This window comes from Mycobacterium sp. GA-0227b, assembly GCF_001499855.1.
In the GTDB taxonomy this organism is placed as follows: Bacteria; Actinomycetota; Actinomycetes; order Mycobacteriales; family Mycobacteriaceae; genus Mycobacterium.
In genome coordinates, this window is record NZ_LQIK01000031.1 from 161,712 (window position 1) to 175,090 (window position 13,379).

14 protein-coding genes are annotated in these 13,379 nt (G+C 67.8%); 10 read left to right on the forward strand and 4 right to left on the reverse strand.

The genetic code is table 11. The annotated features are described in order from the left end of the window. Window positions 1–83: 83 nt before the first annotated feature. The gene (locus tag AU185_RS20015; RefSeq protein ID WP_172800408.1) at window positions 84–935 is read left to right on the forward strand and encodes a mycofactocin-coupled SDR family oxidoreductase; all 852 of its coding nucleotides are present in this window, start codon (window positions 84–86) and stop codon (window positions 933–935) included. Window positions 936–1,010: 75 nt separating this feature from the next. On the opposite strand, the gene rocD is transcribed toward AU185_RS20015, so the two are convergent. Further along, window positions 1,011–2,213 (reverse strand): ornithine--oxo-acid transaminase, encoded by a 1,203-nt coding sequence (rocD, locus tag AU185_RS20020; RefSeq protein ID WP_082684004.1) that lies wholly within the window; start codon window positions 2,211–2,213, stop codon window positions 1,011–1,013. Window positions 2,214–2,386: 173 nt separating this feature from the next. Here rocD and AU185_RS20025 point away from each other — a divergent pair, with 173 nt between their 5' ends. Continuing rightward, window positions 2,387–2,833 carry an Rv2324 family transcriptional regulator gene (locus AU185_RS20025; RefSeq protein ID WP_059101334.1) on the forward strand — a complete coding sequence of 149 codons (447 nt, stop codon included), beginning with the start codon at window positions 2,387–2,389 and terminating at the stop codon, window positions 2,831–2,833. Window positions 2,834–2,901: 68 nt separating this feature from the next. Further along, complete coding sequence (locus AU185_RS20030; protein ID WP_059101335.1) at window positions 2,902–4,077, forward strand: NAD(P)/FAD-dependent oxidoreductase; 1,176 nt, start codon at window positions 2,902–2,904, stop codon at window positions 4,075–4,077. A 55-nt stretch (window positions 4,078–4,132) separates the two neighbouring features. On the opposite strand, the gene AU185_RS20035 is transcribed toward AU185_RS20030, so the two are convergent. From AU185_RS20035 to mftR, 3 genes are all read right to left on the reverse strand, one after another. Next, entirely contained in the window at window positions 4,133–5,416 is a 1,284-nt protein-coding gene (locus AU185_RS20035; RefSeq protein WP_059101336.1) for a VOC family protein, read from the reverse strand. Then, window positions 5,413–5,937 (reverse strand): RNA polymerase sigma factor, encoded by a 525-nt coding sequence (locus AU185_RS20040; RefSeq protein WP_059101337.1) that lies wholly within the window; start codon window positions 5,935–5,937, stop codon window positions 5,413–5,415. The genes AU185_RS20035 and AU185_RS20040 overlap by 4 nt, the downstream gene beginning before the upstream one ends. Before the next feature lie 66 nt (window positions 5,938–6,003). Beyond that, window positions 6,004–6,603 (reverse strand): mycofactocin system transcriptional regulator MftR, encoded by a 600-nt coding sequence (gene mftR / locus AU185_RS20045; protein ID WP_059101338.1) that lies wholly within the window; start codon window positions 6,601–6,603, stop codon window positions 6,004–6,006. Window positions 6,604–6,713: 110 nt separating this feature from the next. Between mftR and mftA the strand changes: the two genes are divergently transcribed. The 7 genes from mftA (at window position 6,714) to mftG (ending at window position 13,299) form a co-directional block, all read left to right on the forward strand. Next, complete coding sequence (gene mftA, locus AU185_RS24865) at window positions 6,714–6,806, forward strand: mycofactocin precursor MftA (protein WP_067217694.1); 93 nt, start codon at window positions 6,714–6,716, stop codon at window positions 6,804–6,806. A gap of 2 nt (window positions 6,807–6,808) precedes the next feature. Next, window positions 6,809–7,126, forward strand: coding sequence for a mycofactocin biosynthesis chaperone MftB (mftB, locus tag AU185_RS20050; protein ID WP_059101339.1), 318 nt, complete (start codon window positions 6,809–6,811; stop codon window positions 7,124–7,126). Beyond that, window positions 7,123–8,349, forward strand: a complete 1,227-nt coding sequence (gene mftC, locus AU185_RS20055; protein ID WP_156425608.1) for a mycofactocin radical SAM maturase — start codon at window positions 7,123–7,125, stop codon at window positions 8,347–8,349. The genes mftB and mftC overlap by 4 nt, the downstream gene beginning before the upstream one ends. A 2-nt stretch (window positions 8,350–8,351) precedes the next feature. Continuing rightward, window positions 8,352–9,542, forward strand: coding sequence for a pre-mycofactocin synthase MftD (mftD, locus tag AU185_RS20060; protein WP_059101340.1), 1,191 nt, complete (start codon window positions 8,352–8,354; stop codon window positions 9,540–9,542). A 131-nt stretch (window positions 9,543–9,673) separates the two neighbouring features. After that, complete coding sequence (gene mftE / locus AU185_RS20065) at window positions 9,674–10,417, forward strand: mycofactocin biosynthesis peptidyl-dipeptidase MftE (RefSeq protein WP_059101341.1); 744 nt, start codon at window positions 9,674–9,676, stop codon at window positions 10,415–10,417. Continuing rightward, complete coding sequence (mftF, locus tag AU185_RS20070; RefSeq protein ID WP_059101342.1) at window positions 10,414–11,826, forward strand: mycofactocin biosynthesis glycosyltransferase MftF; 1,413 nt, start codon at window positions 10,414–10,416, stop codon at window positions 11,824–11,826. The genes mftE and mftF overlap by 4 nt, the downstream gene beginning before the upstream one ends. A gap of 42 nt (window positions 11,827–11,868) precedes the next feature. After that, window positions 11,869–13,299, forward strand: coding sequence for a mycofactocin dehydrogenase MftG (gene mftG, locus AU185_RS20075; RefSeq protein WP_059101343.1), 1,431 nt, complete (start codon window positions 11,869–11,871; stop codon window positions 13,297–13,299). The last annotated feature ends 80 nt before the right edge of the window (window positions 13,300–13,379 follow it).

Consider the following 13,379-nt stretch of genomic DNA (forward strand, 5'->3'; position numbering starts at 1 on the left):
GCGGTCCCAGCCCACGGGACGGTTACTAGAACACGTTTCAGTTCGGCTGTTAGCCTGTCCGCAGCATCCCGAAAGGAGCAGCGGTGACGGCGACGAACCAACCTCTGGAAGGCCGAGTGGCCTTCATCACCGGAGCTGCGCGCGGGCAGGGGCGGGCGCACGCGATCCGGCTGGCCGAGGAGGGCGCCGACATCATCGCGATCGACATCTGTGCGCCGATCTCCGAAACCATCACCTATCCGATGGCGACGTCGGAAGAACTGGCCGAAACGGTGCGCGCGGTCGAGGCGACGGGGCGCAAGGTGCTTGCCCGCGAGGTCGACATCAGGGATCTGGCCGCGCTGCAGCAGGTGGTGGCCGACGGCGTCGAGCAGTTCGGCAGGCTCGACATCGTGGTCGCCAATGCCGGTGTGCTCAGCTGGGGCCGCATCTGGGAGATGTCCGAAGAGCAGTGGGACACCGTCATCGACGTGAACCTCAACGGCACGTGGCGCACCCTCCGCGCCGCGGTACCCGCGATGATCGCTGCGGGCAACGGAGGATCGATCATCATCGTGAGCTCGTCGGCCGGGCTGAAGGCCACGCCCGGCAACGCGCACTACGGCGCCTCCAAGCACGGGCTGACCGCGCTGACGAATGCGCTTGCGATCGAGGCCGGTGAATTCGGGATCCGGGTGAACTCGATCCATCCGTACTCGATCGAGACACCGATGGTGGAGAAGGACGCGATGATGGCGATCTTCGCCAAGTACCCCAGCTACCTGCACAGCTTCTCGCCGATGCCGTACCAGCCATTGGACGAGGAGAACAAGGGTCTGCAGGGCTTCATGGAGCCGGAGGAAGTGGCCGACGTCGTCGCATGGCTGGCCGGTGACGGCTCCAAGACGCTGTCGGGCAGCCAGATTGCCGTCGACCGCGGCGCCATGAAGCACTGACCTTCCTCTCGCGAGCAGACGCATATTGTCCCGTTTTCGCGGTATTTCGGGGCATTTCGCGTCTGCTCGCCGAACTCAATCGGCCAGGGCGGCGGCGAATTGGTCAACAGCCCAGTCGATTTCGTCGGCGGTGATCACCAATGGCGGGCCGAATCGTACCGTCGAGCCGTGGGTGTCTTTGACCAGGACACCGCGATGCGCCATGCGCAGTGTGACGTCGTTGGCGCTACCCGATGCGGGGTCGATGTCGACGCCGGCCCACAGCCCCTTGCCGCGGACCGCGACGACGCCGTGGCCGATCAGCTCACGAAGCCTCCGGTGCAAATGATCGCCGAGTTCGGCGGAGCGGCATTGGAATTCGCCGCCTCGCAACATCGCCACCACGGTCGAGCCGATTGCCGCGGCCAGCGGGTTGCCTCCGAACGTCGAACCGTGCTCACCGGGATGCAGCACGCCGAGAACATCGGTGTCGGCTACCACCGCAGACAACGGCACCACGCCGCCGCCGAGTGCCTTGCCAAGCAGGTAGACATCCGGCACGACGCCCCAGTGCTCGCACGCGAACGTCCGCCCGGTTCGCGCCAGTCCGGACTGGATCTCGTCGGCGATCATCAGCACGTTGCGTTCGGTGCACAGGGATCGAAGCCGCGGCAGGAAGTCGTCGGGCGGAACGACGATTCCGGCCTCGCCCTGAATCGGTTCGATCAGCACAGCGACGGTGTTCTCGTCGATCGCGTCGGCGAACGCGTCGGCATCACCGAATGGTGCGGACCGGAACCCGGGCGTGTAGGGGCCGAAGCCCCGGCGGGCTGTCTCGTCGTCGGAGAAGCTGATGATGGTCGTGGTGCGGCCATGAAAGTTGTTGTGCGCCACCACGACGTTGGCCGCGCTGGTCGCCACCCCCTTGACGTCGGTGCCCCACTTGCGGGCGACCTTCAGGCCGCTCTCCACCGCCTCCGCGCCGCTGTTCATCGGCAACACCATGTCTTTACCGCAGAGCCCGGCCAATGCCGCGCAAAAAGAGCCGAGCCGATCGGAGTGAAGGGCGCGGCTGACCAACGTCACGGTGTCCAACTGGGCGTGCGCGACGGCGGTGATCTCCGGGTTCCGGTGCCCGAAGTTGACCGCCGAGTACGCGGCCAGACAGTCCAGGTACCGACGGCCTTCGACGTCGGTGATCCACGCGCCGTCGGCGCTGGCGGCGACGACCGGCAACGGCGAATAGTTGTGTGCCACATAGCGGTCGTCGATCGCGATCGCCGCTTCGGTGGCGGTCATCCCTGCGTTCCCCGGTGTACCGGGGGGTCCGAACATGACGGGAGCGGTGTCGAGCGTCATGAATCAACGGTAGGACGCGTCGATGGCGCAATCAATCGTCGTTCATTGCGTGTCTACCAGCGGTTTGTTGTGTAGAGTCCGGCGGTACAGCGATTCATTGTGCGGAGGTGGACATGGATCGTCTCGACGACACCGACGAGCAGATCCTCGCCGCGCTGATCAACGACGCACGCGCGACCTACGCCGATATCGGAGAGCGGGTCAACCTTTCGGCGCCCGCGGTGAAGCGGCGGATCGACCGCATGCTCGACTACGGGGTGATCCGCGGCTTCACCACCGTCGTCGACCGCAGCGCGCTGGGCTGGACCACCGAGGCGTACGTCCAGGTGTTCCGTCACGGCACCATCGCCCCAGACCGGTTGCGGGCGGCGTGGATTGACATTCCCGAGGTCATCAGTGCGGCAACCGTCACCGGTACGGCCGACGCGATCCTGCACGTGGTGGCGCGCGACATGGGCCACCTCGAGAAGGCGCTGGAGCGCATCCGTTCGGCCGCCGAGGTCGAACGCAGCGAGAGCATCGTCGTGCTGACCAACATCATCGACCGCGGTCGGGGCTGATGGCCGGGCCGGCAGGATTCGGCCGGGGTGGCAGACAAATCGCCGCAGGCATCGTGTAAGAACTGCCCATGACCACATCAGGGGGCATCGTCATCGTCGGCGGCGGACTGGCCGCGGCCCGCACGGCCGAACAGTTGCGCCGGTCGGAGTACACCGGACCGGTCACGATAATCAGCGACGAGGACCATCTGCCGTACGACCGCCCGCCACTGTCGAAGGAAGTGCTGCGTTCCGAGACCGACGACGTCACGCTCAAGCCCGCGGAATTCTACGAGGAGAACGACATCACCGTGCGGCTCGGCAGCGGCGCACGGTCGGTCGACACGGCTACGCAGACACTGACCCTCGCCGACGGCAGCGAGCTCGGCTACGACGAGCTCATCATCGCCACCGGCCTGGTGCCCAAGCGCATTCCGTCGTTTCCCGATCTCCAGGGCATCCACGTCCTGCGCAACTACGACGAAAGCGTGGCGCTGCGAAAGGAGGCCGGCTCGGCCCGGCGCGCTGTCGTCGTCGGTGCCGGGTTCATCGGCTGTGAGGTGGCTGCGAGCCTGCGCAAGCTCGGCGTCGAGGTGACCCTGGTGGAGCCGCAGCCCGCGCCGCTGGCGTCGGTACTCGGTGAGCAGATCGGTGAACTGGTGGCGAGGGTGCACCGCGCCGAGGGCGTGCACGTGCGCTGCGGCGTCGGAGTCGCAGAGGTGCGCGGCGCCGGTCGCGTCGAGACGGTCGTGCTCAGCGACGGCACCGCTCTCGAGGCCGACCTGGTGATCGTCGGTATCGGCTCACACCCGGCCACCGGCTGGCTGGAAGGCAGCGGCATCGAGGTCGACAACGGCGTCGTCTGCGACAACCGCGGCCGTGCGAGCGCACCGCATGTCTGGGCGATCGGCGATGTCGCTTCCTGGCGGCACGAAACGGGACATCAAGTGCGCGTGGAGCATTGGAGTAACGTCGCTGATCAGGCCCGTGTGCTGGTGCCCACGCTGCTGGGGCAGGAGCCGCCGACCGCGGTCTCGGTGCCGTACTTCTGGAGCGATCAGTACGACGTCAAGATCCAGTGTCTCGGCGAACCGCAGGCCGACGACACGGTGCACGTCGTCGAGGACGACGGCCGCAAGTTCCTGGCCTTCTACGAACGCGACGGCGTGGTCGTCGGGGTGGTCGGCGGCGGCATGCCCGGCAAGGTCATGAAGGTGCGCGCCAAGATCGCGGCGGGCGCACCGATCGCCGACGTCCTCGGGTGAGCGATTTCGGTGTCTGAACAGTCGCTGAGCGAGCGTTCGGACACCGAAATCACCACTAGAACTGGCCGAGGTAGAAGCGGGTGCCCTGGTCGTCCGTGCACAGCGCCGAGCGCCCGTACGACTGCTGCGACGGCTCCTCGATGACGGTGCCCCCCGCTTCACGCACCCGCGCCACCGCGGCGTCGATGTCGGCGACGGTCCACATCGGGACGGTCACCGCCTCGGCGTTGCCGCCGGCGCACCCCGCCATCGGATGGGTTTCGCGCACCCCCCAGCCGTCGTCGACGTGGCCCGGCTCGAACGTCCAGAACAGGACCCTCCCGTAGAACGACCGGAACGCGGCGGAATCCGGGACCTGATAGGTGATGTACGAAAGTTCGCCTGGCCCAGTGCCATTGAGCGCCGGCCGCGGCGTGCCGGGCGCCGGCCGGAACACCGCGAACGCAGCACCGGCGGGATCGGTGGCGTCGAGAACGGTGCCGAAGTCGAACTCCTGGGTCTGGCCGACCACGCCGCCGCCGTCGACGATGGACTGTCGTGCGCCGTCGAGGTCGGTGACCGCGTAGCAGCACAGCATTCCCTGGGCACTTGCGACGCTGTAGATGCCGATCCGCTGATCGGTGTTGGTCACCTGGTGTGTCGCCGGGTCGTAGCTCCAGCCGAGAACGTGGCCGTAGAACGCCGCGGCACGCTCGGCGTCGGGCACCCACACCGAGACGTAGCCGACGTCGCCGTGCTGAATCGGCACCGCCGAGCCGGTCAACGGCCCGCTGAGCATCCAGCGGTGGCCGAACGGGTCGACGATGGTCGCGCTGCGCGCACCGTGCGCCTCACCGACGTCCTGCTGCACCGTCGCGCCGCGTTCCCTGGCCCGCGCCAGCGCACGGTCGGTATCGGCGACCTCGAGCATCAGGGATACCGAAGCAGCCTGCGGGGCAGGTGATTTGAGGCCAAGCTCGGGATACTCGTCGGCCAGGTACAACACGCCGCCCGAGATCTCCAGCTCGGCGTGGCCGATGCGGCCGTCGTCCATCACGATCGGATCGCCGACCACCCGCGCCTCGAACGCATCGACGTACCAGGCGATCGCGTCGCGCGCCGGGCTGACGGTCAGGTATGGCAGCGCGGCGCTGCGGGGTACGACGGATGTCGCGATCGACGGTTCGGTGAGTTCGGCGATCGCGGTATCGGTGTCACTCATTTGAACTCCTTGTGTCCGATTGGGTAGAGACAGTGCCGACTCCAGGCGTGCGCGCAGCCGGGCGGCGAACGCGGGATCGGGTGCGACCGGAAGCTCGTCGCCGTGCAGCACGGCCAGCGGATCGTGGCTGTTGTTCACGACCGCCCTCCTTCCGGTTCGGGGTAGTGAGCTCGAAACGCCCTGCGGGCCCGCACCAGCAGCGCCTCGGTGGCGTGGACCGTCCGGCCGATCAGCTCGGCGCACTCGGGCACCGAGCAGTCGTCCATGTAGCGCAGCGCCAGGACCGTCCGATGCTGCTCGGGCAGCTTGGCCAGCACGCTTTCGGCGACGATGCGGTCGAGTTCGTCATCCCAATCGTCGGCCGCCTCTGCGGGCTCGGGCAGTTCGGCGACGGGGATGCTGAACCGGTCGCGGCGGCGCCGGTAGTGGTCGGCCAGCTTGTGACGCGCCACCCCGATCAGCCACGGCACGCTCATCGGCGGTGGAGCCGTCTTCCGGGCGGCATCCATCGCCGCCAGAAACGTCTCCGACGTCAGGTCTTCGGCGGTTCCACGGTCACCGCAGCGCCGGACGAAGTATCCGTACACAACCGGCAGCGCCTCGTCGTACAGCGCCAGCAGTGCCCGTGGAGCGTCGGTGCCATCCGGTTCGGCGCTCACACCCTTATCGTCGCCGCGGGGGACTGAACTCCGACGCCCCAATCGAAAAAAATTCTGCCGCGCCGCTCAGCCGAGCGCATCGAGGCCGTCGGCTACCGCGTCGAACGCCGCACCCAGCGCCTCGGCCAGCGACACGGACTCGTCGGCCAGCCAGTGTTCGTAGGCGGACAGCGCCACGCCGAGCATCGTCCACGCGACGGTCTGTGGCACGAGGTCGCCGGCCGCGGTGCCGAGCCGGTGGGCGACGAACCCCGCGACGACGCCGCGCCAGCCGGCGTACATCGTCATCGAGTAGGCCTGCAGCGCCGCGGTCTCGAGGATCACCCGCATGCGCTGTCGGTGGCGCGCGGTCTCGGCCTCGTCAAAGGTGTTGAACGCCAACAGCGCTGTGCGCAACGCATCGCGGATCGGCACGCTCGGATCGAGGTCGGTGAGCAGTTCTCGCAGATGCTCGAGGTGAGCGTCGAAATCGCCCCAGGGCAGCGCGTTCTTGGATGGGTAGTAGCGAAACAGCGTGCGCCGAGCGATGCCCGCGGCCTCGGCGACGTCGTCGACGCTGATCTCGTCGAAGCCGTGCTCGGCGAACATGTCGATGGCCACGTTGCTGATGTGCGCCCACGTCGTCGCGCGCCGGCGGCCCACTCGATGCGGGGCTTCCGAGCCCATACGCGCTCCTCTTCCGGGGCCCTCTTCCATTCTGGCACCCGATGCCATAATATTGCGATCTCGATCACAATTGTCGAGAACAGCGAAAGCGCCCCGAGAAAGGCAAGCCCATGGAACCGAATGAGCAGGTGCAAGCCGACGAACTCGTCACCGAGACGCTGGTCGAAGAGGTGTCGATCGACGGGATGTGCGGGGTCTACTGACCGTGGCTTCGTCGAGAGCGGCGTCCCGAACGGGGTTGGATTCGGGCCCCGGCCCGGTGTTCGATCCGGAACACGGCTGGCGGCTGCACCACCAGGTGGCGGTGCGGCCGGAGCCGTTCGGGGCGCTGCTCTACCACTTCGGAACGCGCAAGCTGTCATTCCTGAAGAACCGGACGATCGTTGACGTCGTCAACGCGCTGTCCGACCACCCCGACGTCCGATCCGCCTGCCGCGCCGCCGGTATCGACGACGCGCAGCAGGCACCGTACCTGCACGCACTTTCTGTGCTTGCCCAATCGAAAATGCTGGTCCCGCAATGACGTCCACTGATTCGGCGCTCGCGCCGGCCACCAATTCGGCGCTCGTCCCGGCCGCCCAGCCCGTGCCTCGGCTCGTCGAGCAGTTCGAGCACGGCCTCGACGCCCCGATCTGCCTCACCTGGGAGCTGACCTACGCGTGCAACCTGGCGTGCGTGCACTGCCTGTCGTCGTCGGGCAAGCGCGACCCGCGTGAGCTGACCACCCAGCAGTGCAAGGACATCATCGACGAACTCGAGCGCATGCAGGTGTTCTACGTCAACATCGGCGGCGGCGAGCCGACCGTGCGTTCGGACTTCTGGGAACTCGTCGACTACGCCACCGCCCATCACGTCGGCGTGAAGTTCTCCACCAACGGCGTGCGCATCACGCCCGAGGTGGCAACTCGGCTGGCCGCCAGCGACTACGTCGATGTGCAAATCTCGCTCGACGGCGCGACCGCGGAGGTCAACGACGCCGTGCGTGGCACCGGCTCGTTCGCGATGGCCACCCGGGCGCTGCAGAACCTCGCCGACGCCGGCTTCAAGGACGCCAAGATCTCGGTGGTCGTCACCCGCCACAACGTCGACCAGCTCGACGAATTCGCCGCTCTCGCAGCGCAGTACGGTGCCACACTGCGGATCACGCGACTGCGCCCCTCCGGCCGCGGCGCCGACACCTGGGACGACCTGCACCCGACCGCCGACCAGCAGCGACAGTTGTACAACTGGCTCGTGGCCAAGGGGGACGGAGTGCTCACCGGCGACTCGTTCTTCCACCTGTCCGGACTGGGCGCGCCCGGCGCGCTGGCCGGGCTCAACCTGTGCGGCGCCGGCCGGGTGGTCTGCCTCATCGACCCCGTCGGCGACGTCTACGCCTGCCCGTTCGCCATCCACGACAACTTCCTGGCCGGAAACATCTTGTCCGACGGTGGTTTTCAGAACGTCTGGCAGCACGCACCACTGTTCCGCGAGTTGCGCGAGCCGCAGTCGGCAGGTGCGTGCGGAAGCTGCGGCCATTACGACAGCTGCCGTGGCGGCTGCATGGCCGCCAAGTTCTTCACCGGTTTGCCACTGGACGGCCCTGACCCCGAATGCGTGGAGGGCTGGGGTGCCCCTGCCCTGGAACGGGAGCGCGTCAAACCCAAACCCAGTGGTGACCACTCCAGGGGAACCAAACAAGGTCCGGTGGCCCTCAAGCTGCTGACCAAACCCCCGGCCCGATTCTGCAACGAAAGTCCGGTGTGATCATGGCTGACACGTGGTTCGAAACAGTCGCCGCCGCTCAGGAGCGGGCCAAGCGTCGGCTTCCCAAGCCGGTGTACTCGGCGCTGATCGCCGCGAGCGAGAAGGGCGTGACGGTTTCCGACAACGTCGACGCCTTCGCCGAGTTGGGCTTCGCGCCGCACGTCATCGGGGCGACCGAGAAGCGCGACCTGGCCACCACCGTGATGGGACAAGAGATTTCGCTACCCGTGCTGATCTCGCCGACGGGGGTGCAGGCGGTCCACCCCGAAGGCGAGGTCGCGGTCGCACGCGCAGCAGCCGCCCGCGGCACCGCGATGGGTCTGTCGTCTTTCGCCAGCAAGCCGATCGAAGAGGTGATCGCGGCCAACCCCAAGCTCTTCTTCCAGGTCTACTGGCTCGGTGGCCGGGACGCGATCGCGGCCAGGGTCGAGCGGGCCCGCGAGGCGGGCGCCGTCGGGCTGATCGTGACCACCGACTGGAGCTTCTCGCACGGCCGCGACTGGGGCAGCCCGAAGATCCCCGAGCGGATGGATCTGCGCACGACCGTGCGCATGCTCCCGACGGGACTGACCCGGCCGAGTTGGATGTGGCAATGGGGCAAGACCCTGCGGCCGCCGAACCTGCGGGTGCCCAATCAGGCGGCGCGCGGCGAGCCGGGCCCGCCGTTCTTCGCCGCCTACGGCGAGTGGATGGGCACGCCCCCGCCGACCTGGGAAGACATCGCGTGGCTTCGCGAGCTGTGGGGCGGTCCCTTCATGCTGAAGGGGGTGATGCGGGTTGACGACGCCAAACGCGCTGTGGATGCCGGGGTTTCGGCGATCTCCGTGTCGAACCACGGTGGCAACAACCTGGACGGGACACCGGCATCGATCCGTGCCCTGCCTGCGATCGCCGAGGCGGTCGGAGACGACGTCGAGGTGCTGCTCGACGGCGGCATCCGCCGGGGCAGCGACGTGGTGAAGGCCGTCGCGCTCGGCGCTCGTGCGGTGATGATCGGCCGGGCATACCTGTGGGGCCTCGCGGCCAACGGCCAGGCCGGTGTCGAGAACGTGCTCGACGTCCTGCGCGGCGGCATCGATTCTGCATTGATGGGTCTGGGTCGCGCGTCGGTGCATGATCTCGAAACCGAGGACATCCTGGTTCCGCCCGACTTCGTCCGGGCACTCGGCGTGCCCGGCGGCCCGACCGCTTGACCGCGACGGCGTCCGAGGGAACTCGCTGGTAGAGGCGGGACGCACGAGGCTGGCGGGACGGTGTCGATGGTGGTATCGAAAATTCCACCGAATGAATTGCTGCGCATGCGCCAACAATTGGCGCACGACAGGTGAATTCGGCCTACCATCGGCGGGTGCCATCTGTCAGCGAGCTCGCGAATGCGACGTCGAAGCAGCTGCAGAGCACCCCGTCAGCCCTGCTCGTCCCCGTCGGCTCCACCGAGCAGCACGGTCCGCATCTACCGCTGGACACCGACACGAGAATCGCGACGGCCGTCGCTCGAGCCGTTGCTGGCGAACTGGCCGGCCGCAATGAATTGAATTGGATGATCGCGCCCGCGATCGGCTACGGCGCGAGCGGTGAGCACGAGGAGTTCAGCGGCACCGTGTCGATCGGCACGGCTGCGCTGCGGTTGTTGCTGGTGGAGTACGGCCGGTCCGCATCGCGATGGGCTTCGCGGCTGGTCTTCGTCAACGGTCACGGAGGCAACGTCGAGGCGTTGGCGGCGGCGACGGCTTTGCTGCGCTACGAGGGCCGCGATGCAGGTTGGTGCTCGTGCACCGTGGCGGGCGCCGATGCGCACGCCGGTCACACCGAAACGTCTGTATTGCTACATATTTCGCCGCAGGACGTTCGTATCCACGAAACGGTGCCCGGCAATGTTTCGCCCCTTCGCGAACTCATTCCGGAACTGCGACGGTCAGGCGTCGCCGCGGTGAGCGAGGTCGGCGTGCTCGGCGACCCCACCACCGCGACGGAGGAAGACGGCGCCCGGATCTTTCCCGATATGGTCGAGGCATGCCTGCGACGGATCACCCGCTGGGTACCTGACCGCGACGGAATGTTGACATGACCGGACCGCGGCTACCCGACGGCTTCGCCGTCCAGGTCGATCGCCGGGTGAAGGTGCTCGGTGAAGGGTCCGCCCTCCTCGGCGGTTCCCCGACCCGTCTTCTGCGCCTGGCGCCGGCCGCGCAGACCATGCTCAGCGGCGGTCGGCTCGAGGTGCACGACGCGGTCAGCGCGCAGGTGGCACGGGCGCTGCTCGATGCGACCGTGGCACATCCACGGCCCGCCAGCGGTCCGTCCCACCGGGATGTCACCGTGGTGATACCGGTGCGCGACAATGCTTCTGGCGTGCGCCGGCTGCTCACAGCGGTGCGCGGCCTTCGTGTCATCGTCGTCGACGACGGCTCGGCCACCCCGCTCGAGCGGTCCGACTTCACAGATCTGCACGGCGACGTGCTGGTGCTTCGCCACGACCGCAGCAGGGGACCGGCGGCGGCCCGCAACACCGGCCTGGCGGCGTGCAACACCGACTTCGTGGCCTTCCTGGACAGTGACGTCGTGCCGCGGCGTGGATGGCTGGAGGCGCTGCTCGGCCACTTCTGCGATCCCGCCGTGGGGCTGGTGGCGCCCCGCATCGTCGGCTTGCGTGAACCCGACAACGTGGTCGCCCGGTACGAGGCGGTGCGGTCGTCGCTCGACCTCGGTCTGCGGGAGGCCCCGGTGATGCCGTACGGCACGGTGTCCTACGTCCCCAGCGCCGCGATCATCTGCCGCCGGTCCATGCTCAGCGAGGTCGGCGGCTTCGACGAGACGCTGAGGTCAGGCGAAGACGTCGACCTGTGCTGGCGTCTCATCGAGTCAGGGACGCGTCTGCGCTACGAACCGATCGCGCTGGTCGCGCACGACCATCGCACGCAACTGCGAGAGTGGTTCTCGCGCAGGTCTTTCTACGGCGAAGCCGCCGCGCCGCTGTCGGTCCGGCATCCCGGCAAGACCGCTCCGCTGGTGATCTCGGGCTGGACGCTGCTGGCATGGATGCTGATGGCGATGGGCTCATCGATCGGGTACCTGGCCTCGATCATCGTTGCGACCGTCACCGGCCGCCGCATCGCCAAGTCGCTGTCCAGCGTCGAAACCGAGCCCAGGGATGTCGCGGTGGTGGCGGCGCACGGACTGTGGTCCGCCGCCATGCAGCTCGCGTCGGCGATCTGTCGGCACTACTGGCCGCTGGCCCTGATCGCCGCGCTGCTGTCCAGGCGGTGTCGGCAGGTGGTGCTGCTGGCCGCGGTCATCGAAGGGATCGTCGACTGGTTGGCGCGCAACGGCAGCGCCGAGGACGACACCCCACGGGTCGGGCTGCTCACCTACATCGTCCTCAAACGCCTCGACGACATCGCTTACGGCACCGGGCTGTGGGCCGGCGTGGTCCGCGAGCGACATCTCGGCGCGCTCAAACCCCAGATCCGGACCTGAAACGACGCTCTTCGCGTGCGCAGTGAATCTATTGCTCCTCGCGTGCGCAGTGACGTCCTGATCGTCGGTGCCGGCAGCGCCGGTTCCGTTCTGGCCGACCGACTCTCCACAGATCCGTCGTGCGTGGTCACGGTCGTCGAATCGGGCCCGGGACCGTCGGACCCTCGGGTGCTGACGCAGATCAGCGACGGGCTTCGGCTGCCGATCGGGGCCGCCAGTTCTGTGGTGCGACGATTTCCGACCACGCTGACCGTCGACCCGCCACGGCATGCGCAGATCATGCGCGGCGCCGTGGTGGGGGGATCCGGGGCGGTCAACGGCGGCTACTTCTGCCGAGGACTGCCGTCGGACTTCGACGGCTGGGGACTCCCCGAATGGGCCTGGACAGAAGTGCTGCCCCATTTCCGCGCCATCGAAACCGATCTGGACTTCGACAACGCGATACACGGGTCGGAGGGTCCGATACTGATCCGGCGGGTGGCCGAATTCGACGGATGCACAGCGTCTTTCGTGAACGCCGCCACCGCCGCGGGTCACCCGTGGATCGATGATCTCAACGGGTCGACGCCCGACGCGCCGCTGCGCCCCGGAGTGGGAGCGGTGCCGCTGAACATCCACCAGGGCACCCGCGTCGGCCCCGGCGGTGCCCATCTGCAACCCGCGATGGACCGGGCGAACCTCACCCTGCTCGCCAATACCCGCGTCCAGCGAATCCTGATCGTCGCCGGCCGTGCGGTCGGAGTGAGCTGCGTGGGCCAGCAAGGCGCCGTCGACCTTGACGCCGACCGAATCGTCTTGTGCGCAGGCGCAATCGGCTCGGCTCACCTTCTGATGCTGTCCGGCATCGGCCCGAGTGACGTTCTGGCGGCGGCGGGAATACCGGTGACCGTCGATCTGCCGGTGGGCACGCAAACGTCGGACCACCCGGAATGGGTACTACCGGTGAGCTGGTCGGAAACACACGGACTGCCTCCGCTGGAGGCGGTGTTGACCACAGAAGATTCCCTCGAGATCCGCCCGTATACGGCGGGATTCGGAGCGATGGTGAGCGGCCGCCGCGACGATCCCGGTGACCATCCCCACATCGGGGTGACGTTGATGCGGCCGAAATCTCGAGGACGGGTGCGCGTCGTCACCGACGACCCCGATACCCCTCCGGCCATCGAACATCGTTACGACACCGAACCCGACGACATCGCGAAACTGGAGACCGGAACCGAGCTCGCTCGTGAACTCATCGGTGCGACAACAGAACTCGGTCCGGTGACGTGGTCGACATCGCAGCACCTGTCGGGGACCGCGCCGATGGGCGCCGACGGGGATGAGGCGGCGGTGGTCGATTCGCGGTGCGGCGTGCGGGGCGTCGACCGGTTGTGGGTGGTCGACGGGTCGGTGTTGCCCGCGATCCCCAGCCGGGGCCCGCACGCGACGATCGTCATGCTCGGACATCGGGCGGCCGGATTCGTCGTCTGACCGCGCGGTCGGAGCTGACGAAAGCGAACTGCTGCCAGCAGCAGGGTCGAGGCGTCGATATCCTGGGCGGGGCCGGACGA